The organism is Pseudomonas sp. NFX1 (genome assembly GCF_051123555.1).
GTDB lineage: Bacteria > Pseudomonadota > Gammaproteobacteria > Pseudomonadales > Pseudomonadaceae > Aquipseudomonas > Aquipseudomonas capeferrum.
The window spans coordinates 3,066,899-3,092,041 of sequence record NZ_CP169366.1 but is presented as its reverse complement, the minus strand read 5'-3'; the positions used below and the strand labels follow the sequence as shown (position 1 = coordinate 3,092,041).

The window sequence follows — 25,143 nt, the reverse complement described above, 5'->3', positions numbered from 1 at the left end:
GCGCCGGCGCCACTGCCGGCCAACCCACCAGCGCCAGTACAGCATGGTTGTGAAGTAGGCGAGGATGCCCAGTACCACGCCGCAGACTACCGAGCCCAGCAGGAAGGGTTGCCACACGGTCGACAGCTGGTCGGTGATCCATTCGAAGGTCAGTTCGTCGGGCAGTGTGCGCGGCGGAATTTGCAATAGCCAGGCGCCGGTCATGTAGGTGATGAAGAACACCGGGGGCATGGTCAGCGGGTTGGTCAGCCATACCAGGCTGACGGCGATTGGCAGGTTGCCACGTACCGGGATAGCCAACGCAGCGGCCAGCAGCATCTGCATGGGGATGGGGATCAGCGCCGCAAACAGCCCCACGCCCATGGCCCGGGCCACCGAGTGCCGGTTCAGGTGCCAGAGGTTCGGGTCGTGCAGCAATTTGCCGAAAAAGCGTAAGGACTTGTGTTCCCGAATGCTGGTCGGATCCGGCATGTAGCGTTTGAAAAGACGGCGCGGCATGTAGGCTCCCGGGGCGTTTATCGGGGCAGTATGCCTTGAATCCCTAACCGCCTCGTTTAGAGTTTGTGACAATTGTTGAGCAAGCTTTGCCAGCATTTGCGCTATGCCTCAGAAGGTCATTTCGCTTCTGGGGCTCTACCTTATGCGCACAGGGATGTTTGCGCTCGCGCTCGGGCTGCTTTGCCTGGGTTTTCTTCCCGTATTGCCATCGGTCGGATGGCTGCTTGCGCTGTTGCTCGGCGCCGTCGCCTGCCTGTTCACCCGGGTGTGGCCATTGGGCTGCTTTGTGTTGGGGCTGTGCTGGGCGTGCTGGTCAGCCCAGCACGTGCTGGACGATCGGCTCGCGCCTGGGCTTGATGGCCGCACCGTTTGGCTGGAGGGCAGGGTAGCCGGGCTGCCGAGCTGTACTGCGCAAGGTGTGCGGTTCGAGCTGGAGCAGGCCGCTTCGCGGCGTGGCGCATTGCCACGGCGCTTGCAACTGAGCTGGTACGACGGACCGCAGCTGAGGGCGGGCGAGCATTGGCGGTTGGCCGTGACCTTGCAGCGCCCTGCCGGGCTGCTGAACCCGCACGGGCCTGATCGCGAAGCACAGTTGCTGGCCCGGCGGATTGGCGCCACCGGGACGGTCAAGGCTGGGCAGGTGTTGAGCGCTGTGGCCGGTGGCTGGCGGGACGAGCTGCGCCAACGCCTGCTGGCGGTCGATGCCAACGGCCGGCAGGCGGCGCTGGTGGCGTTGGTGCTTGGGGATGGCGGGGGCCTGGCCCGCGAGGATTGGCAGACATTGCAGGCCACTGGCACGGTCCACCTGCTGGTGATCTCTGGGCAGCATATCGGCCTGGTCGCGGGCCTGCTGTATGGCTTGGTCGCCGGACTGGCGCGGTGGGGGCTTTGGCCCGCACGGCTGCCCTGGTTGCCCTGGGCGTGTGGCTTGGCCATGGCGGCAGCACTGGCCTATGGCTGGCTGGCCGGCGCTGGCGTACCGGTACAGCGCGCCTGCCTGATGCTGGCCGTGGTGCTGCTCTGGCGCCTGCGTTTTCGCCACCTCGGCGCCATGCTGCCGTTGCTCCTGGCGCTGGTCGCGGTGCTGCTGGTCGAACCGTTGGCGGGGCTGTTGCCTGGGCTCTGGCTGTCGTTTTCTGCCGTGGCCGTTCTTATCTATTGCTTCAGCGCCCGGTTGGGCGGCTGGCGGCCCTGGCAGGCCTGGACGCGGGCGCAATGGGTGATCGCTATCGGTTTGCTGCCGGTGCTGCTGGCCACTGGTTTGCCGGTGAGCCTGAGCGCGCCGCTGGCCAACCTGCTGGCGGTGCCGTGGGTCAGCCTGGCGGTTTTGCCGTTGGCGTTGCTGGGTACGTTGCTTTTGCCCCTGCCGGGCTTCGGGGAGGCGCTGTTGTGGCTGGCCGGTGGCCTAGTGGATGTGCTGTTCAAGGTGTTGGCCGTGGTAGCGGGCTGGCGGCCAGCTTGGGTGCCGCCGGCCCTGCCGCTGTGGGCCTGGGCGTTGGTTGGCGTGGGCGCGCTGCTGGTGCTGTTGCCCCGTGGCGCGCCCATGCGCGGGTTGGGTGGGGTCATGCTGCTTGCCCTGTGGGTACCCAGGGAGCCGGTAGCGGCAGGGCAGGTGGAAGTCTGGCAGTTGGATGTCGGTCAGGGGTTGGCGGTGCTGCTGCGTACCCGTCATCACAGTCTGCTCTACGATGCCGGGCCGGCCAAGGGGGAGTACGACCTGGGCGAGCGGGTGGTGCTGCCGACAGTGCGCAAGTTGGGGGTGGGCAGCCTTGACCTGATGTTGATCAGCCACGCCCACGCCGACCATGCGGGCGGTGCTGCGGCCATCCACCGTGGGCTGCCGGTCAGGCGGATGCTGGGTGGTGAGGCGCTGGAGGCCCTGGCGCTGCAACCATGTGTCAGTGGGGAGCAATGGGACTGGGATGGCGTGCGCTTTTCGCTATGGCGTTGGGCTGAAGGGCAGAGCAGCAATGACCGCTCTTGTGTGCTGCTGGTCGAGGCGCAGGGGGAGCGGCTGCTGTTGGCGGGGGATATGGAGGCGGGAGCCGAGCGGGCATGGCTGGCGGCTCACGGGGCGACGCGTATCGATTGGTTGCAGTCACCGCACCATGGCAGCCGTAGTTCGTCCACCGAGGCGCTTATCCGCGCTACGGCGCCGCGCGGGGTGCTGATTTCGCGGGGGCGTAACAACAGTTTTGGTCATCCACATGCGCAAGTGGTCGAACGGTATCAGCGGCATGGGCTGGCGATTCATGATACGGCGGTGGAAGGGGCGTTGCGGTTGGTGTTGGGGGCGCAGGGGGCGGTGGAAGGTGTGCGCGGGCAGCGGCGGTTTTGGCGAGGTGGGGAATGAGGCCCTGAAGCGCTACCGCTGAAAACCCGGCAGCCAATTCCCTGATCTTCGGCAGATGAGCCCCCAGCGCTCCTATGATAGAGTGGCGGCCTTTTTCCGAAGGGGCGTTTACTGTGTGGGAATTGGTCAAGTCCGGTGGTTGGATGATGCTGCCGATCATTCTGAGTTCCATCGTTGCCATGGCTATCGTCGTCGAGCGCCTGTGGACCCTGCGCGCCAGCCGCGTGACCCCGCCACACCTGCTGGGCCAGGTCTGGATGTGGATCAAGGACAAGCAACTCACCAGTGACAAGCTCAAGGCCCTGCGCGCCGATTCGCCGTTGGGCGAAATCCTCGCTGCGGGCCTGGCCAATTCACGCCATGGTCGCGAGATCATGAAAGAGTGCATCGAGGAGGCCGCGTCGCGCGTCATCCACGACCTTGAGCGCTACATCAGCACCCTCGGCACCATTGCCGCGATGGCCCCGCTGCTGGGCCTGCTGGGCACCGTATTGGGCATGATCGACATCTTCAGCGCCTTCATGGGTTCGCAGATGACCGCCAATGCCGCTGTGCTGGCCGGCGGTATCTCCAAGGCACTGGTCACCACCGCAGCGGGCTTGATGATCGGTATCCCGGCGGTGTTCTTCCACCGCTTCCTGCTGCGCCGCATCGATGAGCTGGTGGTCGGCATGGAGCAAGAGGCGATCAAGCTGGTGGAAGTGATCCAGGGCGACCGAGAAGTCGAAGTGGCCGGAGGCAAGGCGTGAAGTTTCGGCGCAATCGCCAGCGGGAGAACGTCGACATCAACCTGGCGTCGTTGATCGACGTGGTGTTCGTCCTGCTGCTGTTCTTCGTGGTCACCACCACCTTCACCCGCGAGACGCAACTGCGCGTCGAGCTGCCCGAGGCCGCCAGTGCCGAGCAGCCGCCGGCCGATGAGGGCAAGCGGGTGGAGATCACCATCAGCGCCGAGGGCGTGTATTCGGTGAACAACAACCTGCTGCCCAAGAGCGACCTGGCCACCTTGAGCGAGGCCATCGAGCAGGCGTCGGGCGGTGATCACAGCTTGCCGCTGGCGATCAGCGCCGATGGCAAGACCCCGCACCAGGCCGTGGTTACCGCGATGGATGCGGCCGGCAAGCTCGGCTTCAGCCAGTTGCGCATGACCACCGTCGAGGCCGCTCAGGGGACGCCTTGATGGCCTTCGCCGACCGTTTGCTCGCTGCCTGGTACGCCGGGCATCCGGCCCTGGCGCTGCTGCGCCCGCTCGAAGCCCTGTACCGCCGTGTGGTAATGCGCAAGCGTGCGCGTTTTCTCAGGGGTGAAAGCGCCAGCTACCGAGCCCCGGTGCCGGTCATCGTGGTGGGCAACATCACCGTGGGCGGTACTGGCAAGACGCCGATGATCCTCTGGCTGATCGAGCATTGCCGAAAGCAGGGGCTCAAGGTCGGGGTGGTCAGCCGCGGTTATGGCGCCAAGCCCACGCATCTGCCCTGGCGCGTCGAGGCCGATCAGCGTGCCGAGCAAGCCGGAGATGAACCGCTGTTGATCGTGCAGCGCACCGGCGTGCCGCTGATGATCGACCCTGATCGATCCCGCGCCGTGCAGGCGCTGCTGGCCAGCGAGCCGCTTGACCTGATCCTGTGCGATGACGGCATGCAGCACTACCGCCTGGCGCGCGACCTTGAGCTGGTGCTGATCGACGCCGCCCGTGGCCTTGGCAATGGGCGCTGCCTGCCGGCCGGGCCACTGCGCGAACCGGTCGAACGCCTGCAAGAGGCCGATGCGGTGCTGTTCAACGGTGCCAGCGCTGATTCGCAGGCAGGTTTTTCTTTCCGCTTGCAGCCGTCCGCGCTGGTCAATGTGCGCAGCGGCGAGCGTCGCGGCCTTGATCTGTTCCCACCAGGCCAGCGCCTGCATGCGGTGGCGGGTATCGGTAACCCGCAACGTTTCTTCAATACCCTGCTGGGGCTAAACTGGCAGCCGGTGCCGCACCCTTTTGCCGACCACGCACAATTCAGCGCCGACCGCCTGTCGTTCACACCGCCATTGCCGCTGGTGATGACCGAGAAGGACGCGGTCAAATGCCGTGCCTTCGCTGCCGACGACTGGTGGTATCTGGCCGTCGAGGCGCAGCCGTCGCCCGCGTTCAGCGCCTGGTTCGACAGCCAGCTGCAACGCTTGCTGCCCGGGCACCGTAAGCCCTGAGCCCCTATTCAATTGCCGGCCACCTGGCCTCAAGGAAGCTTCCATGGACACCAAACTGCTCGATATCCTGGCCTGCCCGATCACCAAAGGCCCGCTCAAGCTCAGCGCCGACAAAACCGAGCTGATCAGCAAGGGCGCGGGCCTGGCGTACCCGATCCGCGACGGCATCCCGGTGATGCTGGAAAGCGAAGCGCGCACCCTGACCGATGACGAGCGTCTGGACAAATGAGCCTGGACTACACCGTGGTGATTCCCGCCCGCCTGCGCTCCACGCGCCTGCCGGGCAAGCCGCTGTTAACGATCGCCGGCAAGCCGATGATCCAGCACGTGTGGGAACAGGCGCGTAAAAGTGCTGCCAGCCGTGTAGTCATCGCCACCGACGATGCCAGTATCGTCGAGGCCTGCCAGGCGTTTGGCGCCGAAGTGCTGCTGACCCGCGCCGACCATGAGTCCGGCACCGATCGCCTGGCCGAAGTGGCGGCGCGTCTCGGCCTGCCTGCCGACGCCATCGTGGTCAACGTGCAGGGCGACGAGCCGCTGATCCCGCCGGTGATCATCGACCAGGTGGCGGCGAACCTCGCGGCCCACCCGGAAGCCGGCATCGCCACCCTGGCCGAGCCGATCCACGAGCCGCAGGTCGTGTTCAACCCCAATGCGGTCAAGGTCGTCAGCGACAAGAACGGCCTGGCCTTGAGTTTCAGCCGTGCGCCGCTGCCCTGGGCGCGTGATGCCTTCGCCAAGGGCCGCGACCAACTGCCCGAAGGCGTGCCCTACCGCCGTCACATCGGCATGTATGCCTACCGCGTGGGCTTTTTGCAGGACTTCGTCGGCTGGGGCCCGTGCTGGCTCGAACAGACCGAGGCGCTGGAGCAGTTGCGCGCCCTGTGGCATGGCGTACGCATTCACGTCGAAGACGCCGTTGAGGCGCCCGCCGTGGGTGTCGACACCCCTGAAGACCTGGAGCGCGTAAGGCGCCTGCTGGAGGCTTGATGCGCGTCCTGTTCGTTTGCCTGGGCAACATCTGCCGCTCGCCCACCGCCGAGGGCGTGCTGCGTCATCAGTTGCAGGCCGCAGGGCTTGCCGAGCAGGTGCACGTGGCGTCGGCTGGTACCGGTGACTGGCACGTCGGCAAGGCCCCAGACGGCCGTACCTGCAAGGCCGCGCAGGCCCGCGGGTATGACCTTTCGCAGCAACGCGCCCAGCAGGTGAGCGTGGCGCACTTCGCCGAGTACGACCTGATCCTGGCCATGGACGAGAGCAACCTGAGCCACTTGCGTGCCCTGCGCCCGCATTCGGCGTCAGGTGAGCTCGACCTTTTCCTACGCCGCTATGGCGCGGAGCTGGATGAGGTGCCAGACCCGTACTACGGTGGCGCCGCCGGTTTCGAGCAGGTGCTGGACCTGATCGAGGTGGCGTGCCAGGCATTGGTGGTGGAAATCAAGGGGCGGTTATGACAGCGCTGTGGCAGGAGCAGGTTTCGCTCAAGCCTTTCAATACCTTCGGCATTGACGTCAAGGCCCGGCATTTCAGCCAGGTGCATGATGATGACGAGGTGCGCGAAGCGCTGGCCGAGGCGCAGCGGATCGGGCTGCCGGTGCTGGTCATCGGCGGTGGCAGCAACCTGCTGTTGACCGGTGATGTCGATGCGCTGGTGCTGCACATGGCCAGCCGTGGCCGCCGCGTGCTGAGCGATGACGGCGAGCGCGTGGTGGTTGAGGCCGAGGCGGGTGAACCCTGGCATCCGTTCGTGCAATGGACGCTGGCGCAAGGTTTTTGCGGGCTGGAGAACCTCAGCCTGATCCCGGGCACCGTGGGCGCAGCACCGATGCAGAACGTGGGCGCCTATGGCGTCGAGATCAAGCATGTGTTCGCCGGCTTGACTGCCTTGGATCGCCAGACCGGTGAGTTGCGTGATTTTGGTCTGGAAGAGTGCGCCTTTGGCTATCGCGACAGCCTGTTCAAGCGTAACCCTGGCCGCTGGTTGATCTTGCGGGTGCGCTTTGCACTGAGCCATACGCTGCAGGCTCATCTGGATTATGGGCCGGTGCGCCAGCGCTTGGTGGAGCAGGGCGTTGAACAGCCCAGCGCGCAGGCGATCAGCGACGCTATCTGCAGCATTCGCCGGGAGAAGTTGCCGGACCCGGCCGAATTGGGCAATGCCGGGAGTTTTTTCAAGAACCCGGTGGTCTCTGCTGAGCTTGTCGAGGGTATTCGTGGGCGTTTCCCGGGCGTTGTAGCTTACCTTCAGGCTGATGGCCAGGTGAAGTTGGCGGCGGGGTGGCTGATCGAGCAGGCGGGCTGGAAGGGGTATCGCGATGGCGATGCGGGCGTGCATCGGCTGCAGTCGTTGGTGCTGGTCAACTATGGTCAGGCGAGCGGGGCGCAGTTGCATGACTTGGCGCGGCGCATCCAGGCGGACATCCGCGAGCGGTTCGGGGTTGAGCTCGAGATGGAGCCTAATCTGTACTGATTGATTGGCGCGGGCCGTTCCTGCGGCCGCGCAACCACCAGGCCACTAGGCAAGAAAAAGCCCCGCCAGTTCGCACTGGCGGGGCTTTTTCATTCAGCCGTTGGCATCAACCGTGATGAGGCTTGTGCTCATCAGCGGTTTCCAGGGCCGGCTCTGCAGCTTCCTGCGCGGCCTTGGCAGCAGCTTCAGCTTCACGCTTGCGGCGACGCACTTCACGTGGGTCGTTCGGCGCGCGGCCGTTGGCCAGCATGACGGTAGCAGCTTCAACCACGGCAGGTGCTTCGACCGGTGCAGGCTCGACAACAACTGGCGCTGGCTCCACGACCACTTCGGGTTGCGCTTCGACAGCCACGGCAGCCTGCTCGGCAACCACGGCTTCTTCCACGACTACCGGCGCCTGCTCGATTTCGCCGGCTTCAACTGCTGGCGCTTCGACTGGGGCTTCGACAGGCGCTTCGGCAACGACCACCGCTTCAGCGGCAGGGGCCGCTTCGACGACTGGCTGCGGCGTGACTTCGACCACGGGCTCGGCGCTGGCCTCGACCACGGCGACAGGCTCGCTGAAAGGCTGCTCGACCACAGGGGCAACAGCGGCTTCCTCGGCCTGTGCAACCGCTTCGACCTGCTCGGACGGTTTGGCGGCTTCGCTGTTGTCGGTTTCGACGACTTCGGCGGTGGCGCGCTCGGCCTGCTGGTTGGCTTGCGCTTCGGCATCGGCGCTGATGTTGCTGCTGGCAACAGCAGCGGTGACGGCCAGGCCGGCAGCCAGTTCGGCACCCAGCTCGGTGGCCTGGTGCTGTTGTGGCTGCTCTTCGCTGCCTTCGTCTTCGCTGCCTTCGATCAGCTCACCGTTGGCATTGCGCTGACGCTCGCGACGGTTGCTGCGACGACGCTGGCCGCGGGAACGGCGACGTGGACGCTCGCCATCTGCGCCTTCCTGTTCGTCCTGCAGCAATTCATCGTTCGGCAGTTGCTCTTCGGCAAGCTCTGCAGCCTGCTCAGCCGCTTCTTCGGTGGCACGTGGCTGGCGCTCTTCACGCGGCGGGCGTGGGGCACGCTCTTCACGTGGGGCGCGTTCTTCACGAGGGGCACGCTCTTCACGCGGTGCACGTTCTTCGCGAGGGGCACGCTCTTCACGCGGTGCGCGTTCCTCACGAGGGGCACGTTCTTCACGCGGTGCACGTTCCTCACGTGGTGCACGTTCTTCACGTGGCTGACGCTCTTCGCGTGCAACCGGTGCCGGCGTGGCCTCCAGTGGCTCGCGCAGTTCGCGTACCGGGCGCTCTTCGCGGTTGCCACGACGGTCTTCGCGTGGCTGGCGTGGTTGACGCTCTTCGCGAGGTGCGCGTTCTTCACGCGGGGCACGTTCTTCACGCGCGGTACGTTCTTCACGTGGCGCGCGTTCTTCGCGAGGCTGGCGCTCTTCACGCGGGGCGCGCTCGGCACGCTCTTCGCGTGGTTTGCGCTCTTCGTCGCGGCGGCCATTGCGGTTGCGGCTCTGCTGGCGGCCGTTACGGCGTTCTTCGTTGCGTGGCGTGCGATCAGCGGCTGGCTTTTCGGCCGTGACGGCCGGTGCGGCGACCGGTTCGTCCTTGCCGGCGAACAGGCTGACCAGCGACTTGACCAGGCCTTTGAACAGGCTCGGCTCTGGGGCGCTTGGCGCTGGGGCTACCGGTGTGGCGGGCTGCTGAGGCTCTTCGACAGTGCTCGGCACCGGGGCATTGGTGCGGGCCGGGGCGGTCTTGACCGCAGCTTCCTGGCGAACCAGAGTGCGCGTGGCGGCTGGTACCGGCGTCGCTTCTTCGGTCTCGGTGGCGGCGATCTCGTAGCTGGACTGGTTGTTCAGCACTTCCGGGTTGTCGTCGCGCAGGCGCTGGACTTCGAAGTGCGGGGTTTCCAGGTGATCGTTCGGCAGGATGATGATGCGTGCGCGGGTGCGCAGTTCGATCTTGGTGATCGAGTTGCGTTTCTCGTTGAGCAGGAACGCGGCGACCGGGATCGGCACCTGGGCGCGCACTTCGGCGGTGCGGTCCTTCAGGGCTTCTTCTTCGATCAGGCGCAGAATGGCCAGCGACAGCGATTCGACGTCACGGATGATGCCGGTGCCCGAGCAGCGTGGGCAGACGATGCCGCTGCTTTCGCCCAGCGATGGGCGCAGGCGCTGACGGGACATTTCCAGCAGGCCGAAGCGCGAGATGCGGCCCACTTGCACGCGGGCACGGTCGGCTTCGAGGCATTCACGCACACGCTCTTCAACGGCGCGCTGGTTCTTGGCCGGGGTCATGTCGATGAAGTCGATGACGATCAGGCCGCCGATGTCGCGCAGACGCAGTTGGCGGGCGATTTCCTCGGCCGCTTCCAGGTTGGTCTGCAGGGCGGTTTCCTCGATGTCGCTGCCTTTGGTGGCGCGCGCCGAGTTGATGTCGATGGAGACCAGGGCCTCGGTCGGGTCGATCACGATCGAGCCGCCGGACGGCAGGTCGACGACACGCTGGAAGGCAGTTTCGATCTGGCTTTCGATCTGGAAGCGATTGAACAGTGGCACGCTGTCTTCGTACAGCTTGACCTTGCTGGCGTACTGCGGCATCACCTGGCGGATGAAGGTCAGGGCTTCTTCCTGGGCGTCGATGCTGTCGATCAGCACTTCGCCGATGTCCTGACGCAGGTAGTCGCGGATGGCGCGGATGATGACGTTGCTTTCCTGGTAGATCAGGAACGGCGCAGCGCGGTCAAGGGAGGCTTCCTTGATGGCGGTCCACAGCTGCAGCAGGTAGTCGAGGTCCCACTGCATTTCTTCGCTGCTGCGGCCAAGGCCGGCAGTGCGCACGATGAGGCCCATGTCGCCCGGCACGGTCAGGCCGTTCAGGGCTTCGCGCAGTTCGTTGCGCTCTTCGCCTTCGATGCGGCGGGAGATGCCACCAGCGCGTGGGTTGTTGGGCATCAGCACCAGGTAGCGACCGGCCAGGCTGATGAAGGTGGTGAGGGCGGCGCCTTTGTTGCCGCGCTCTTCCTTCTCGACCTGGACGATGACTTCCTGGCCTTCGCTGAGGACGTCTTTGATGTTGACGCGGCCTTCGGGGGACTTCTTGAAGTACTCGCGGGAGATTTCTTTCAGCGGCAGGAAGCCGTGACGCTCGGAACCGAAGTCGACGAAGGCGGCTTCGAGGCTAGGTTCGATGCGGGTGATCTTGCCTTTGTAGATGTTGGCCTTTTTCTGCTCACGCGCGCCGGACTCGATGTCCAGGTCGTAGAGGCGTTGGCCGTCCACCAGGGCTACACGCAACTCTTCGGGTTGAGTTGCGTTAATCAGCATTCTTTTCATGTTGTACCGTCGGTTTCCGGGCTGCCGGAAACGGCGTTCGGCACACACGACGTCTCATGGTCGGTGCCAAGGTGCGCAAAGGGTGGCGGGCCACCCCCGTGTCGAGCGACGTTCGGCACCAGCCGGTTGCCCAGCCTGCCGTTGTCACGACGACGCGTCCTGTTTGCTGCGGTGCCTACCAGGCCCTTGTGGCTTTCGAATAGGTATCCGAATCAACCCAGCGGGCCAAGTGCACTCAGTCAGGAGGAGGAATCAACCTTCAGCCGTGGACGCCCGGAGGCATCTGTTTCAGGACCTTATCCGCTCGCCGGCCATTTCAGTGGGCCGGTGGCCGGACGCGGTGCTACACGGTCCGAGGGCTGTGCATCTCCACCCTGCACGTATCCCTGATAATTCGGGTGCTGCCGCGCGCTGAATCCGCAACGGGTTGCATTTTTCGCCAGCGCAGGTTGAGCGCTGGCGCCATTCATGTCCAAGGCAGGTATTTCCGAAGCATTCGCCGTGCGTTGCGTGCAAGCGTCGGGGCGGGCAGAGGTGCAGCGAAAAGAAGCGGGTAAGCAGGTGAAACACCGCACTTGTCGTTTTTTTTCAGTCTTCTCTACACAGCGCTGGTGGCGATTCCAGGCAATTCGGTAAACTGGCGAAAACCCCGTAGGACGGCCTCGCGTCCTGGAGAATTGCGAAGGTCAGGGACCGGCGAAGAGCCTGGTGCCGCTGGCCTGCCGCTTTTGGCGGCGTTCGCGACTATAGCAGCAATGATTAAGTGCTTCAATTCCATAAAAAATTGTTATGATCCCTTGATGACGACCAATACCCCTCCGACTTCCGGCGTTCAGCTGATCGAAGTCGCGCCGGAGCTTGCCGGCCAACGCATCGACAATTTCCTCATCACGGCGCTCAAGGGCGTGCCCAAGACCTTGGTCTACCGCATCCTGCGCAAGGGTGAGGTGCGGGTCAACAAAGGGCGCGTCAAGCCTGAATACAAGATTCAGGCTGGCGATATCGTACGGGTACCGCCCGTCCGCTTGCCTGAGCGTGACGCACCTGCGCCGGTTGCCCAGGGGCTGCTGCAGCGCCTTGAAGCGGCGATTGTCTACGAAGACAAGGCGCTCATCGTGATGAACAAGCCGGCCGGTATCGCTGTGCATGGCGGCAGTGGCCTGAGTTTCGGGGTGATCGAGGCGCTGCGTCAGCTGCGCCCGGATGCCAAGGAGCTTGAGCTGGTGCATCGCCTGGACCGCGATACATCCGGCCTGCTGATGATCGCCAAGAAGCGCAGCATGCTGCGCCACCTGCATGCTGCCCTGCGCGGCGATGGTGTCGACAAACGCTACATGGCGTTGGTGCGTGGCCACTGGCCGACCGCGAAGAAGCAGGTCAATGCGCCGTTGCTCAAAAGCAACCTGCGCTCTGGCGAGCGCATGGTCGAGGTCAACGAGGAGGGCAAGGAGGCGCTGACCCTGTTCCGCGTGCTGCGCCGTTTTGGCGAGTTCGCCACCATTGTCGAAGCGCGTCCGATCACCGGCCGTACCCACCAGATCCGCGTGCACACCTTGCATGCCGGGCACATGATCGCCGGCGACAGCAAGTACGGCGACGAAGATTTCAGTCGCGAGATTCGCGAGCTGGGTGGCAAGCGCCTGTTCCTGCATGCCTATGCCCTGACCGTGCCACTGCCTGATGGTGGCGAGCTCAAGCTGGAGGCGCCGGTGGATGAGGTGTGGGCCAAGACTGTAGAGCGTTTGAGTGCGTCCTGAGTGATGAAAAAGTCTTATGAGCTGCTGATCTTCGACTGGGACGGCACCCTGGCCGATTCCATTGGCCGCATCGTCGAGGCCATGAATGCTGCCGCCGAGCGCGCCGGTGAGGCGCCGAGTCACGATGATGCGGTCAAGGGCATTATCGGCCTGGCCCTGGGCGAGGCGATCCATACGCTGTATCCGCATCTGACGCCCGGGCAGCTCGAGCGTTTTCGGCAGCACTATGCCGACATCTACACGGCGCTTGATCAAAAGCCATCGCCGTTGTTCGAAGGTGTGGTCGAGTCGCTGGATGCCTTCCGTGCCGAGGGTTACCGCTTGGCGGTAGCGACTGGCAAGGCGCGTCGAGGCCTGGACCGGGTGCTCAAGGCCAATGGTTGGGAGCAGTTCTTCGATATCACCCGCGCCGCTGACGAGACCCGTGGCAAGCCACACCCGCTGATGCTCGAGGAGATTCTCGGCCATTGCGGTGTCGAGCCTGGGCGCGCGTTGATGGTCGGTGACTCGGCGTTTGACCTGCAAATGGCCAGCAATGCGGGCATGCACTCGGTGGCTGTCGGCTATGGTGCGATGTCGCTGCAGGCGCTGGGCGAGTTCGGCCCGCAGGTGTGCATCAATCATTTCTCCCAGTTGCGTGAGTGGCTGGTCGGTTCCGCGTAATTTCACTTCCAAGGCAGGTGAGCATGGCAGACGAATGGAAAGCCCCTGAGTCCGAACCCGAGGAGCGCGAAGAGCGCAAGAGCTGGAGGCTGTTGGAGAAGACCCTGCTGGCGAGTGTGCAGGAGCAGCGCCGGGCACGGCGCTGGGGGATTTTCTTCAAGCTGCTGACCTTCGTTTACCTGTTCGGCATGCTGGTCTTGTTCACGCCGTTGATGGACATGGACAAGGCCGCCTCGCGTAGCGCCAGCCACACGGCGTTGATCGAGGTGCGCGGCGTGATTGCCGATCAGGAGGCCGCCAGTGCCGACAACCTCGTCAAGAGCCTGCGTGAGGCGTTCAAGGATGCCAAGACCAAGGCCGTGGTGCTGCGAATCAACAGCCCGGGTGGCAGCCCGGTGCAGGCGGGCTATGTCTATGACGAGATTCGCCGGCTGCGTGCCGAGTACCCGGCGATCAAGCTGTATGCAGTGATCACCGATCTGGGTGCTTCCGGTGCCTATTACATCGCCAGTGCGGCGGATGAGATCTATGCCGACAAGGCCAGCCTGGTTGGCTCCATCGGGGTGACGGCGGCGGGTTACGGGTTTGTCGGTTCGATGGAGAAGCTGGGGGTCGAGCGGCGCACCTATACCGCAGGTGAGCACAAGGCCTTCCTTGATCCGTTCTCGCCAGAGAAGCCTGATGAGCGGGCGTTCTGGCAGGGCGTGCTGAATACCACGCACCAGCAGTTCATCGCCATGGTCAAGCAGGGGCGGGGTGATCGGCTGAAGGACAAGGAGCACCCGGAACTGTTCAGTGGCCTGATCTGGTCGGGCGAGCAGGCCAAGGCGCTTGGCTTGGTGGATGGCCTGGGCAGTGCCAGCTATGTGGCGCGGGAGATTGTCGGCGAGAAGGAATTGGTGGATTTCACGGTTCAGGAATCGCCGTTTGACCGGTTCTCCAAGCGGATCGGCGCCAGTGTGGCGGAGCACCTGGCCATGTACATGGGGTTCCAGGGGCCTGCTTTGCGCTGAGGGTTGGCCGTTGGTTGTACGGCACCCCTTTGCAATACCCATGGAGGTCGAGCACCGCTCGATCTCCATGGGTGCTAAAAATGCGGGATCGAACTACGGAACCGCCACCCCTTCCTTGGTCAGCATGTCTACCAGCCGAATCAGCGGCAACCCGACCAGGCTGGTCGCATCGCACCCGTGCGTGCTTTGAAACAAACTCACCCCCAGCCCTTCGGCCTTGAAGCTCCCTGCGCAATCCAGCGGCTGTTCCGCCGCCACGTAGCGCTCCACGCGCTCTCGGCTCAGTTCCCGCATCGTCACCGTAAACGGCACGCAATCGACCTGGCATTGCCCTGTAGCGCTATTGAGTAGCGCCAGCCCGGTCAGGAAGGTGACCTGCTGCCCGCTGGCCTCCAGCAGTTGCTCGCAGGCCCGCTCGAAGCTCAAGGGCTTGCCAAGGATCTGTTCGCCCAGCACGGCCACCTGGTCCGAGCCGATGATCAGGTGCCCGGGGTGGCTGCCCGCCAGTGCCTCGGCCTTTTGCCTGGCCAGGCGCCGTACCAGCTCCACGGCAGGCTCGTCACCCAGGCGCTGCTCGTCTATATCGGGGCTTTCCCAGGTGAAGGGCAGGCGCAGGCGGGCGAGCAGTTCGCGTCTGTAAGGTGAACTGGAAGCCAGTAATAAGGGCAGCATGGTAGACTCCTGATCTGTTGTACTCATCCTATCACGCGATTTGCCGCCGAATTTCCTTTGACAGGGGCGGGGGCCATCCCTAGAATGCTGCGCCTATGTTGAATGACCCGATTCCACCTCACGTTGACCCGCGCAAATTAGCCGATCGTGGCGTAACCCTTAACGGTTCGCTGCAACTCGCTGATTTGGAAAGACTCTGCGACCCGCTTTCCGACAATGTCGGTACGGTGCAGGCGAAATTAAATTTTGAACGAGATGAACAGCACGTGGTGGTTATCCACAGCGAGCTTGACGTCGAGGTCAAGATGGTTTGCCAGCGTTGTCTTGAGCTGGTCACCCTGCCGATCCACAGCGAATGTACTTACGCCGTGGTAAAGGAGGGTGCGAATACCCAGTCGTTGCCGAAAGGCTATGACGTGCTGGAACTGGGCGAAGATCCATTGGATCTGCAGGCGTTTATCGAGGAGGAGCTTCTGCTCGCCTTGCCAATCGTGCCTGCTCATCATCCGGAAGAATGCCAGCAGCCGGCGGGCGCAGACGAGCCCGATTCGAGCAAGGACGAGGTATCGCGGTCCAACCCGTTCAGTGTTTTGGCGCAGTTAAAGCGTGACCCAAACGTTTAGGAGTTAATCAATTATGGCTGTTCAGCAGAACAAAAAATCCCGCTCTGCCCGTGACATGCGCCGTTCGCACGACGCCCTGTCGGAAAACGCGCTGTCGGTAGAGAAGACCACCGGTGAAATTCACCTGCGCCACCACGTATCGCCAGAAGGCGTATACCGTGGTCGCAAAGTGATCGACAAGGGCGCTGACGAGTAATCCTTGTCCGCTCAGATCATCGCGATCGACGCAATGGGCGGGGACTTCGGTCCCCGCAGCATTGTCCAGGCTAGCATTGCCTGCCTTTCGGCTACCCCCTCGCTGCACCTGACCCTCGTCGGTCAACCCTCCCTCCTTGAAGATCTTGTCAGCGGCCTTGCAGCTGCGGATCGCGCGCGCCTGCAGATTGTCGCGGCAAGCGAGGTGATCGGTATGGACGAGCGGCCTTCACAGGCGTTGCGCGGCAAGCCGGACTCGTCGATGCGCATTGCGCTCGAACTGGTGCGTGACGGCAAGGCCCAGGCCTGCGTGAGTGCCGGAAATACCGGGGCGCTGATGGCGTTGTCGCGTTTCGTGCTCAAAACCCTGCCGGGTATCGATCGGCCCGCCATGGTGGCGGCGATCCCGACCCAGGCGGGGTACTGCCAGTTGCTCGACCTGGGCGCCAATGTCGATTGCAGTGCCGAGAACCTTTACCAGTTCGCCGTAATGGGCTCGGTGGCCGCCCAGGCGCTGGGCGTTCATCGCCCACGCGTGGCGCTGCTGAACATCGGCACCGAGGACATCAAGGGCAACCAGCAGGTCAAGCTGGCGGCCACGTTGCTGCAGAACGCCCGCGGCCTCAACTATGTCGGTTTCGTCGAAGGTGATGGCCTGTACCGTGGCGAGGCGGATGTGGTGGTGTGCGACGGCTTTGTCGGCAACATCCTGCTCAAATCCAGCGAAGGCCTGGCGACGATGATCGGTGCGCGCATCGAGGCGTTGTTCAAGGGCGGTGTGCTGGCCCGTGCTGCCGGCGCCTTGGCCATGCCATTGCTCAAGCGCCTGCAGGCCGACCTGGCGCCGGCGCGGCACAATGGTGCAAGCTTTCTGGGGTTGCAGGGTATCGTCATCAAAAGCCATGGCTCGGCGGGCGTGCAAGGGTTTCAGAGCGCCATTCAGCGCGCGTTGATCGAGATCCAGGAAAACCTGCCGCAGCGGCTGCATGGTCGCCTTGAAGACCTGTTGCCTTAGGCATTTCGCCGATGAAGTGCTTAAATGTGACCGCTTGGTCCGCGTATCCATCCAAGTTTTCAGATTCCGCGCCAGGCTAACGCCCGGCGTACCCTATCCGACGACAAGATCATAAGGGCTTGTTCAATGTCTGCATCCCTCGCATTCGTCTTTCCTGGTCAAGGTTCCCAGTCGCTGGGCATGCTCGCCGAACTCGGCGCCCAGAAGCCGGTGATCGTCGAAACCTTCAAGGAAGCTTCCGAAGCTTTGGGCTACGACCTGTGGAAGCTGGTCCAGGAAGGTCCGGAAGAGCAACTCAACCAAACCGACAAGACCCAGCCGGCCATCCTTACCGCCTCTATCGCCTTGTGGCGCCTGTGGCTGGAAGAGGGCGGCGCAAAGCCTGCGTTCGTTGCAGGCCATAGCCTGGGTGAGTACAGCGCGCTGGTCGCCGCTGGCAGCCTGTCGCTGAAAGACGCGGTCAAGCTGGTCAAGCGTCGTGGTGAACTGATGCAGGAGGCTGTGCCGGCCGGTCACGGCGCCATGGCCGCGATTCTTGGCCTGGGCGACGATGAAGTGAAGGCCATTTGCGTCGAAGCGGCCGAAGATGAAGTGGTCAGTGCAGTGAACTTCAACTCTCCGGGCCAGGTAGTCATTGCCGGCAACGTTGCGGCGGTGAACCGTGCCATCGAGTTGTGCAAGGCCAAAGGCGCCAAGCGTGCCTTGCCGCTGCCTGTCAGCGTGCCATCGCACTGCGCCCTGATGAAGCCGGCCGCCGACCGTTTTGCCGAGTCGGTCAACGCCATCGAGTGGAAGGCCCCGCAGATCCCGGTAGTGCAGAACGTCACCGCCGCCATCGCCGCCGACCTCGATGCGCTCAAGCACGACCTGCTGGCGCAGCTGTACCAGCCCGTGCGCTGGGTCGAGTGCGTACAGACCCTGGCCGCCAATGGCGCCGTCAATCTTGTTGAATGCGGCCCAGGCAAAGTCCTTGCCGGCCTCAACAAGCGTTGCGCCGACGGCGTGACCACCTACAACCTCAATACCCCTGACGCCGTCGCCGCCACCCGTGCGGCGCTGGCCTGAATTGGAGAAGCTTGCATGAGCCTGCAAGGTAAAGTTGCACTGGTCACCGGCGCCAGCCGTGGCATTGGCCAGGCCATCGCCCTCGAACTGGGCCGCCAGGGCGCGACCGTGATCGGCACCGCCACATCGGCTTCCGGTGCCGAGCGCATCGGCGCTACCCTGAAAGAGCACGGCATCACCGGTACCGGCATGGAGCTGAACGTGACCAGCGCCGAGTCCGTCGAAGCGGTGCTGGGCGCCATCACCGCGCAGTTCGGTGCACCGGCCATCCTGGTCAACAACGCAGGTATCACGCGCGACAACCTCATGCTGCGCATGAAGGACGACGAGTGGTTCGACGTGATCGACACCAACCTTAACAGCCTCTACCGTCTGTCCAAGGGCGTGCTTCGCGGCATGACCAAGGCGCGTTGGGGTCGTATCATCAGCATCGGCTCGGTCGTCGGTGCCATGGGTAACGCCGGTCAGGCCAACTATGCCGCCGCCAAGGCTGGCCTGGAAGGCTTCAGCCGCGCCCTGGCGCGTGAAGTGGGCTCGCGAGGCATCACCGTCAACTCGGTAACCCCAGGCTTCATCGACACCGACATGACCCGTGAGCTTCCAGAAGCGCAGCGCGAAGCCCTGCAGACCCAGATTCCGCTGGGCCGCCTGGGCCAGGCTGAGGAAATCGCCAAGGTGGTTTCCTTCCTGGCGTCCGACGGCGCAGCCTATGTGACCGGTGCTACCGTGCCGGTCAACGGCGGGATGTACATGTAAAACTGCAACTCAATGTGACGGATTTCGTAAAAAAAGAGTCATACTGCGAGCCTAAAATCCGTTATAAAGCTGCAACCAGATTCCAGGCAGAGGGTCGGGTGACTAATTCGAAGGTGCGTTTAGCTTGAAAAGCGAACGTCTTTCTATAAAATTGGTCACCGGCCAGCTGCCTGACATATGTCCATTAGGAGTGAAAACTAGGTATGAGCACCATCGAAGAACGCGTCAAGAAAATCGTCGCCGAGCAACTGGGCGTCAAGGAAGAGGAAGTGACCAACGAGAAGTCCTTCGTCGATGACCTGGGTGCCGATTCGCTTGACACCGTTGAGCTGGTGATGGCTCTGGAAGAGGAATTCGAGACCGAAATCCCAGACGAAGAAGCCGAGAAGATCACTACCGTTCAAGCCGCTATCGACTACGTCAACAGCCACAAGGCCTAAGACGTTTTAGTCGACGCTACTTGTCGGGAAAAACCGCACTGCCTTTGCTGGCGTGCGGTTTTTTCTTTGCGAGCCCCCCTTGGCTCAAGGGTATCGTTCACCGCGCACCGAGAGCCTGTTGTCATTTCATTCCATCGCATGAATGCAATGCCAAGAGACTCTGTTATTAGAAAAGGAGAGTACTGTGTCGCGTAGACGCGTCGTGGTCACCGGTATGGGTATGCTGTCACCACTGGGTACCGATGTACCGAGTACCTGGCAGGGCATTCTGGCTGGCCGCAGTGGCATCGGTCCGATCGAACATACGGATCTGGCTGCCTACTCCACCCGTTTCGGCGGCTCGGTGAAAGGCTTCGAGGTCGAGCAGTACCTGTCGGCCAAAGAGGCCCGCAAGCTTGACCTGTTCATCCAGTACGGCCTGGCGGCCGGTTTCCAGGCGGTGCGTAATGCCGGCCTGGAAGTGACCGACGCCAACCGCGAGCGTATTGGCGTGGCCATGGGCTCGGGCATCGGCGGCTTGACCAACATCGAAGAAACCAGCCGGACCTTGCATGAGCAAGGCCCGCGGCGCATTTCGCCGTTCTTCGTGCCGGGTTCGATCATCAACATGATCTCCGGCTTCCTGTCGATCCACCTGGGGCTGCAGGGGCCGAACTACGCCATTGCCACCGCCTGCACTACGGGCACCCACTGCATCGGCATGGCCGCACGCAACATCGCCTACGGTGAAGCCGATGTGATGATCGCCGGTGGCGCCGAGATGGCCGCTTGTGGCCTGGGCATGGGCGGCTTCGGTGCCTCGCGCGCGCTGTCGACCCGTAACGATGAGCCAAGCCGTGCCAGCCGTCCTTGGGACAAAGGCCGTGACGGCTTTGTGCTGTCCGACGGTGCTGGTGCGCTGGTTCTCGAAGAGCTTGAGCACGCCAAGGCCCGTGGTGCGACCATCTATGCCGAGCTGGTTGGTTTCGGCATGAGCGGCGACGCCTACCACATGACCTCGCCACCCGATTCCGGTGAAGGTGCTGCCCGTTGCATGGCCAATGCCCTGCGCGACGCCGGCATCCAGCCTGAAGAGGTCAGCTACATCAACGCCCATGGCACCTCGACCCCGGCGGGCGATGTGGCCGAAGTGGCTGCGATCAAGCGTGTGTTCGGCGAGCATGCCTACAAGCTCGCGGTCAGCTCGACCAAGTCGATGACTGGCCACCTGCTGGGTGCTGCGGGCGCGGTGGAAGCGATCTTCAGCGTACTGGCAATCAACAGCCAGATGGCGCCGCCGACCATCAACCTGGATGAGCCGGACGAGGGCTGTGACCTCGACTTCGTGCCGCACCAGGCGCGCAGCATGCCGATCGACGTGGTGCTGTCCAACTCGTTTGGCTTTGGTGGCACCAACGGCTCGCTGGTGTTCCGCCGGTTCGCTGGTTGATGCGCAGCTGGCTCGACGGCCAGCCGGCGGATGCAGTCAATCTGCAGAACCGCGGCCTGGCCTACGGCGATGGTCTGTTCGAGACCATCGCCGTGCGAGGCGGCCGGCCGAGCTTGCTGGCCGGCCATCTTGCACGCCTGGCGCTGGGATGCCAGCGACTGGCCATCGACGTCGACCTGGCGTTGATCGAAGACGAGATACGGCGTTACGCCAACCAGCTAGGTGATGGCGTTGCCAAACTCATCCTTACCCGTGGCGACAGCCAGCGCGGCTATGCCCCGGTTGCCGGTGCGGCGCCACGGCGCATCCTTCAGGGTGGCCCGCTGCCCAGCTATCCTGTCGAACATGCCGAACTCGGTGTGCAATTGTTCCCTTGCCAGACCCGGCTTGGGGAACAACCGCTGCTGGCCGGCCTCAAACACCTCAATCGCCTGGAGCAGGTGCTGGCGCGTGCCGAATGGCAGGGCGGCGAGCATGCCGAAGGCCTGATGCGTGATGGGCAGGGCAGGGTAGTCGAAGGGGTGTATAGCAATTTGTTTCTGGTGCGTGACGGTGTGCTGCTGACCGCAGACCTCAGCCGCTGCGGTGTCGCCGGCGTGATGCGCGCCGCGTTGTTGCAGCAGGCCCAGGCAATGGCCATCCCCGTACAGGTCCGCGACCTGGCATTCGATGAACTGGAGCAGGCGGATGAGGTATTCGTGTGCAACAGTGTCTATGGTGTCTGGCCTGTGAGGGGTTTTGCCGCGCTGAACTGGTCGCCGGGCCCACTCACCCGTAAACTGCAGGCCGTTGCCCGTACGTTACTGGATACCTGAATTCGTGAGACGCAAATTCCTGCTGCTGCTGGAAATGGGGTTGATCCTGGCCGGCCTGGCTTTGGGCTGGTCGGCCTGGAAGGTCAACTCGGTCCTGGAGCAGCCCTTGCACGTGACGCAGGAGCGCCTGCTCGACGTGCCCAATGGCACCAACCCCAACCGCATGTTCTACCGCATGCAGAACGATGGGCTGCTCGATGACGCCTTCTGGTTGCGGCTTTACTGGCGCTTCAACATGGCGGGTACGCCCTTGCACACCGGTGAGTACCGCCTGACCCCAGGCATGACGGTCGAGCAGCTGTTCGACGCGTGGCGCCGTGCCGATGTGGTGCAGTACAACCTCACCCTGGTCGAAGGCTGGACCTTCCGCCAAGTGCGCTCGGCAGTTGCCAAGCACGAAAAGATCAAGCACACGCTGGACGGCCTGACGGACGCCGAGGTGATGGACAAGCTTGGCCACACCGGCGTGTTTCCCGAGGGCCGCTTCTTCCCGGATACCTATCGCTTCGTGCGCGGCATGAGCGACATCGAGTTGTTGCAACAGGCTTACATGCGCCTGGACGAAGTGCTGGCCAAGGAATGGTCGGAGCGCACCACTGACCTGCCGTATCGCGACCCGTACCAAGCGCTGATCATGGCCTCGCTGGTGGAGAAGGAAACCGGCATCCCTCAAGAGCGCGGGCAGATTGCTGGCGTGTTCGTACGGCGCCTGCGCCTGGGCATGATGCTGCAGACCGACCCGACCGTGATCTATGGCATGGGCGAGCGCTACAACGGCAGAATTACCCGTGCCGACCTGCGCGAGCCGACGCCCTACAACACCTACACCATGACCGGCTTGCCGCCGACGCCGATCGCCATGGTCGGGCGCGAGGCTATTCACGCTGCGCTCAATCCGGCCACTGGCACCAGCCTGTACTTCGTTGCCCGTGGCGATGGCAGCCACGTGTTCTCCGACGACCTGGACGACCACAATTCGGCGGTGCGCGAGTTCCAGCTCAAGCGGCGTGCGGATTACCGGTCGAGCCCGGCGCCGCAGGCCCAGCCGGGTGCCAGCGAGGCCACCGAGCCCACCGAGCCCGATGCGCCCGCAGCGGACCAGCCGTCTGCGCAGCCTGAGCCCGACGCGGCCCCCGCGCAGCAATCGGCCCCGGCCGGCGACCCCGCAGCGGCCGATGCGCCGACGCCCGAAGAACTACCTTAAGGACTGCCTGTGAGCGGCTTGTTTATTACCCTGGAAGGCCCCGAAGGCGCGGGCAAGAGCACCAACCGCGAATACCTGGCGGCGCGCCTGCGCGAACATGGCCTGGATGTGCTGCTGACCCGCGAACCGGGCGGTACACCGCTGGCCGAAAAGGTGCGCGAGTTGTTGCTGGCACCAAGTGATGAAAGCATGGCGGCGGATACCGAACTGCTGCTGGTATTCGCTGCACGCGCCCAGCACCTGGCGCAGGTGATCCGGCCTGCCCTGGCCCGGGGGGCGGTGGTGCTGTGTGACCGGTTTACCGATGCTACCTACGCTTATCAGGGCGGGGGCCGGGGGTTGTCCGTCGAGCGCATCGCCACACTGGAGCAGTTCGTCCAAGGCGACCTGCGCCCAGACCTGACCCTGGTCTTCGACCTGCCGGTCGAAGTCGGCCTTGCCCGTGCTGCCGCACGTGGCCGCCTGGACCGTTTCGAGCAGGAAGGCCAGGCATTCTTCGAGGCGGTGCGCCAAGCCTACCTGCAGCGTGCCCATCGCGCGCCGCAGCGTTATAGCCTGCTGGATGCCGCGCAGCCCCTGGAGGCCGTGCAGCGCGCCATCGACGCACTGCTGCCGGGTATCCTGGAGCGTTGCCGTGGCTGAGGCCTACCCCTGGCAGCAAGCCATCTGGCAGCAGCTGGCCGGTCGCAGCCAGCACGCACACGCCTACTTGCTGCATGGGCCGCAAGGTATCGGCAAGCGAGCCCTGGCCGAGCGCCTGATGGCGCGTTTGTTGTGTCAGCACCCTCAGGGGCTGGATGCCTGCGGCACCTGCAAGTCCTGCCTGTTGCTCAAGGCCGGCAGCCACCCGGACAACTACGTACTGGAGCCGGAGGAGGCCGACAAGCCGATCAAGGTCGATCAGGTGCGCGACTTGGTGGCCTTTGTGGTGCAGACTGCGCAGCTGGGGGGGCGCAAGGTCGTGTTGATCGAGCCGGTCGAGGCGATGAACGTCAATGCGTCCAATGCGTTGCTCAAAAGCCTTGAAGAACCTTCGGGCGATACCGTCCTGCTGTTGGTTACCCATCAGCCCAGCCGCCTGCTGCCGACCATCAAGAGCCGCTGCCAGCAGGTCGTCTGCCCGCAGCCCAGCCTGGCCCAGAGCCAAGCCTGGCTGGCCAATGCGCTGGCCGACAGCGATGAAACCGAGCGCGATGAGCTGCTGACCCTGGCCGCAGGTTCGCCGTTGAGGGCGGTCAGCCTGCAGGCACAGGGTGTACGTGAACAGCGCGCGCTGGTCACCGATGGGGTGAAAAAACTGCTCAAGCAGCAACAGTCCCCCAGCCAGCTGGCCGATGCCTGGAGTGGCGTGCCGCTGTTGCTGCTGTTCGACTGGTTCTGTGAGTGGTCGCACCTGATCCTGCGCTATCAGTTGACCCAGGACGAAGAAGGGTTAGGCTTGGCCGATATGCGCAAGGTCGTGCAGTACCTGGCGCAAAAGAGCCGACAGGCGAAGGTGTTGCAGGTTCAGGCGTGGGTCCTGGAGCAGCGCCAGAAGGTGCTGGGCAAAGCCAACCTCAATCGCGCCCTGCTGCTCGAAGCGCTGCTGGCTCACTGGCAGCAGTTGCCCGGCGCCCGCTGACTTTCCCTTTTATTCATGTGTGCCGTTATCCCATGCTCGTAGATTCCCATTGCCACCTTGACCGTCTTGACCTGAGTGCCCACCAGGGCTCGCTCGATGCTGCCCTGCAGGCTGCGCGCGAACGCGGGGTCGGGCATTTTCTGTGCATTGGCGTCAGTGCCGACAACGCCGGGGCGGTCAAGGCCCTGAGTGAACAGTACGCCGATGTCGACTGCTCGGTGGGGGTGCATCCACTGGACCTGGCGCCGGGCGAGACCCCTGCGCTGGAGTGGCTGTTGCGTGAGTTGGCGCACCCGCATGTTGTGGCGATCGGCGAAACCGGCCTGGACTACCACTACGAGCCGGAAGCGGCCGAGTTGCAGCAGGCATCGTTTCGCCTGCACCTGGAGGCCTCGCGCCAGACCGGCAAACCGGTGATCGTGCATACCCGTGCAGCGCGGGCCGATACCCTCGCGCTGCTGCGCGAGGCTAACCTGCCTCAGGCCGGTGTGCTGCACTGCTTCACGGAAGACTGGGATATGGCCAAGGCGGCACTGGACCTGGGCTATTACATTTCGTTGTCGGGCATCGTCACCTTCCGCAATGCTGACGCGTTGCGTGAGGTGGCACGCCAAGTGCCGGTCGACCGGCTGCTGGTGGAAACGGATTCGCCTTACCTGGCGCCGATTCCGTATCGGGGCAAGCCGAACCTGCCGCAGTACGTGCGCGAAGTGGCCGAGTATGTCGCCTCGTTGCGTGGGGCCAGTTATGAGCAGTTGGCGGAGCAGACCACGGCGAACTTCAAGCGCTTGTTCCCCTTGGCACGTGTGGTCTGAGGGCACCCCTTCAAACAGGCAAAAAAAACCCGGGTTCTGGGGGAGGGAATCCGGGTTAAGACCATTAGGAGTAAAACAAAGGTACGCGGTCCCTGAGCACCTTTATCGGCGCGCCACTTGGGGGGGATGCGCCGCGCCAACAGTTCAAGTATTGGTCAGGTTTGGCACAGTGCCAGTCCCTATTGGTCGTTTTTTAAACAGATTTGGAATACGCCCGGTATCCATCG

At 63.7% G+C, this 25,143-nt stretch carries 25 protein-coding genes and 1 pseudogene; 23 read left to right on the top strand and 3 right to left on the bottom strand.

Annotated elements, in window-relative coordinates:
* Window positions 1–498, bottom strand: a pseudogene (locus tag DJ563_RS13880) (DUF2062 domain-containing protein); the annotation flags it as partial.
* Between the two features lie 142 nt (window positions 499–640).
* Here DJ563_RS13880 and DJ563_RS13875 point away from each other — a divergent pair.
* The 8 genes from DJ563_RS13875 (at window position 641) to murB (ending at window position 7,511) form a co-directional block, all read left to right on the top strand.
* Window positions 641–2,851, top strand: a complete 2,211-nt coding sequence (locus DJ563_RS13875; RefSeq protein ID WP_434517892.1) for a DNA internalization-related competence protein ComEC/Rec2 — start codon at window positions 641–643, stop codon at window positions 2,849–2,851.
* A 113-nt stretch (window positions 2,852–2,964) separates the two neighbouring features.
* Window positions 2,965–3,600 carry a MotA/TolQ/ExbB proton channel family protein gene (locus DJ563_RS13870; RefSeq protein WP_033700585.1) on the top strand — a complete coding sequence of 212 codons (636 nt, stop codon included), beginning with the start codon at window positions 2,965–2,967 and terminating at the stop codon, window positions 3,598–3,600.
* Entirely contained in the window at window positions 3,597–4,031 is a 435-nt protein-coding gene (locus tag DJ563_RS13865) for an ExbD/TolR family protein (RefSeq protein ID WP_186653751.1), read from the top strand. Before DJ563_RS13870 ends, DJ563_RS13865 begins: the two co-directional genes overlap by 4 nt.
* Window positions 4,031–5,041 carry a tetraacyldisaccharide 4'-kinase gene (gene lpxK, locus DJ563_RS13860; protein ID WP_434517891.1) on the top strand — a complete coding sequence of 337 codons (1,011 nt, stop codon included), beginning with the start codon at window positions 4,031–4,033 and terminating at the stop codon, window positions 5,039–5,041. Before DJ563_RS13865 ends, lpxK begins: the two co-directional genes overlap by 1 nt.
* Window positions 5,042–5,084: 43 nt before the next feature.
* Window positions 5,085–5,270 carry a Trm112 family protein gene (locus DJ563_RS13855; protein ID WP_003247142.1) on the top strand — a complete coding sequence of 62 codons (186 nt, stop codon included), beginning with the start codon at window positions 5,085–5,087 and terminating at the stop codon, window positions 5,268–5,270.
* Window positions 5,267–6,031 (top strand): 3-deoxy-manno-octulosonate cytidylyltransferase, encoded by a 765-nt coding sequence (kdsB, locus tag DJ563_RS13850; protein ID WP_434517890.1) that lies wholly within the window; start codon window positions 5,267–5,269, stop codon window positions 6,029–6,031. The genes DJ563_RS13855 and kdsB overlap by 4 nt, the downstream gene beginning before the upstream one ends.
* Complete coding sequence (locus DJ563_RS13845) at window positions 6,031–6,495, top strand: low molecular weight protein-tyrosine-phosphatase (protein WP_274098240.1); 465 nt, start codon at window positions 6,031–6,033, stop codon at window positions 6,493–6,495. Before kdsB ends, DJ563_RS13845 begins: the two co-directional genes overlap by 1 nt.
* Window positions 6,492–7,511 carry a UDP-N-acetylmuramate dehydrogenase gene (gene murB, locus DJ563_RS13840; RefSeq protein WP_274098239.1) on the top strand — a complete coding sequence of 340 codons (1,020 nt, stop codon included), beginning with the start codon at window positions 6,492–6,494 and terminating at the stop codon, window positions 7,509–7,511. Before DJ563_RS13845 ends, murB begins: the two co-directional genes overlap by 4 nt.
* Window positions 7,512–7,617: 106 nt before the next feature.
* On the opposite strand, the gene rne is transcribed toward murB, so the two are convergent.
* A complete protein-coding gene (gene rne, locus DJ563_RS13835; RefSeq protein WP_434517889.1) occupies window positions 7,618–10,833 on the bottom strand; it encodes a ribonuclease E in 3,216 nt (1,071 codons plus the stop codon).
* 800 nt (window positions 10,834–11,633) lie between these two features.
* On the opposite strand from rne, the gene rluC reads away from it, so the two are divergent.
* Genes rluC through DJ563_RS13820 form a run of 3 tightly spaced genes read left to right on the top strand, consistent with a single transcriptional unit; the run spans window position 11,634 to window position 14,266 of the window.
* A complete protein-coding gene (gene rluC, locus DJ563_RS13830; protein ID WP_033700578.1) occupies window positions 11,634–12,590 on the top strand; it encodes a 23S rRNA pseudouridine(955/2504/2580) synthase RluC in 957 nt (318 codons plus the stop codon).
* A 3-nt stretch (window positions 12,591–12,593) separates the two neighbouring features.
* On the top strand, window positions 12,594–13,253 hold the full coding sequence (locus tag DJ563_RS13825) for an HAD family hydrolase (RefSeq protein WP_434517888.1): 660 nt from the start codon (window positions 12,594–12,596) through the stop codon (window positions 13,251–13,253).
* Between the two features lie 23 nt (window positions 13,254–13,276).
* Entirely contained in the window at window positions 13,277–14,266 is a 990-nt protein-coding gene (locus DJ563_RS13820) for a S49 family peptidase (protein ID WP_274098236.1), read from the top strand.
* A gap of 93 nt (window positions 14,267–14,359) precedes the next feature.
* Here the strand turns inward: DJ563_RS13820 and DJ563_RS13815 are convergent, their stop codons facing one another.
* Window positions 14,360–14,938 carry a Maf family protein gene (locus DJ563_RS13815; RefSeq protein ID WP_434517887.1) on the bottom strand — a complete coding sequence of 193 codons (579 nt, stop codon included), beginning with the start codon at window positions 14,936–14,938 and terminating at the stop codon, window positions 14,360–14,362.
* Window positions 14,939–15,033: 95 nt separating this feature from the next.
* Between DJ563_RS13815 and DJ563_RS13810 the strand changes: the two genes are divergently transcribed.
* From DJ563_RS13810 to DJ563_RS13755, 12 genes are all read left to right on the top strand, one after another.
* Complete coding sequence (locus tag DJ563_RS13810) at window positions 15,034–15,561, top strand: YceD family protein (RefSeq protein WP_077068576.1); 528 nt, start codon at window positions 15,034–15,036, stop codon at window positions 15,559–15,561.
* 13 nt (window positions 15,562–15,574) lie between these two features.
* The gene (gene rpmF, locus DJ563_RS13805; RefSeq protein ID WP_016485486.1) at window positions 15,575–15,757 is read left to right on the top strand and encodes a 50S ribosomal protein L32; all 183 of its coding nucleotides are present in this window, start codon (window positions 15,575–15,577) and stop codon (window positions 15,755–15,757) included.
* Window positions 15,758–15,760: 3 nt separating this feature from the next.
* Entirely contained in the window at window positions 15,761–16,771 is a 1,011-nt protein-coding gene (plsX, locus tag DJ563_RS13800) for a phosphate acyltransferase PlsX (RefSeq protein ID WP_077068575.1), read from the top strand.
* Between the two features lie 126 nt (window positions 16,772–16,897).
* Window positions 16,898–17,836, top strand: a complete 939-nt coding sequence (gene fabD, locus DJ563_RS13795) for an ACP S-malonyltransferase (protein ID WP_434517886.1) — start codon at window positions 16,898–16,900, stop codon at window positions 17,834–17,836.
* A 15-nt stretch (window positions 17,837–17,851) separates the two neighbouring features.
* On the top strand, window positions 17,852–18,592 hold the full coding sequence (gene fabG, locus DJ563_RS13790) for a 3-oxoacyl-ACP reductase FabG (RefSeq protein WP_033700572.1): 741 nt from the start codon (window positions 17,852–17,854) through the stop codon (window positions 18,590–18,592).
* 203 nt (window positions 18,593–18,795) lie between these two features.
* Window positions 18,796–19,032: an acyl carrier protein gene (gene acpP, locus DJ563_RS13785; protein ID WP_008096410.1), complete on the top strand. Its 237-nt coding sequence runs from the start codon at window positions 18,796–18,798 to the stop codon at window positions 19,030–19,032.
* Window positions 19,033–19,216: 184 nt separating this feature from the next.
* Window positions 19,217–20,461: a beta-ketoacyl-ACP synthase II gene (gene fabF / locus DJ563_RS13780; protein ID WP_033700571.1), complete on the top strand. Its 1,245-nt coding sequence runs from the start codon at window positions 19,217–19,219 to the stop codon at window positions 20,459–20,461.
* A complete protein-coding gene (gene pabC, locus DJ563_RS13775; protein WP_434517885.1) occupies window positions 20,461–21,276 on the top strand; it encodes an aminodeoxychorismate lyase in 816 nt (271 codons plus the stop codon). Before fabF ends, pabC begins: the two co-directional genes overlap by 1 nt.
* A 4-nt stretch (window positions 21,277–21,280) precedes the next feature.
* Window positions 21,281–22,480, top strand: a complete 1,200-nt coding sequence (gene mltG / locus DJ563_RS13770; RefSeq protein WP_434517884.1) for an endolytic transglycosylase MltG — start codon at window positions 21,281–21,283, stop codon at window positions 22,478–22,480.
* 9 nt (window positions 22,481–22,489) lie between these two features.
* Entirely contained in the window at window positions 22,490–23,122 is a 633-nt protein-coding gene (gene tmk, locus DJ563_RS13765) for a dTMP kinase (RefSeq protein ID WP_033700568.1), read from the top strand.
* Window positions 23,115–24,101 carry a DNA polymerase III subunit delta' gene (locus DJ563_RS13760; protein ID WP_274098230.1) on the top strand — a complete coding sequence of 329 codons (987 nt, stop codon included), beginning with the start codon at window positions 23,115–23,117 and terminating at the stop codon, window positions 24,099–24,101. Before tmk ends, DJ563_RS13760 begins: the two co-directional genes overlap by 8 nt.
* A 32-nt stretch (window positions 24,102–24,133) precedes the next feature.
* Entirely contained in the window at window positions 24,134–24,916 is a 783-nt protein-coding gene (locus tag DJ563_RS13755) for a TatD family hydrolase (protein ID WP_033700566.1), read from the top strand.
* Window positions 24,917–25,143: the final 227 nt, after the last annotated feature.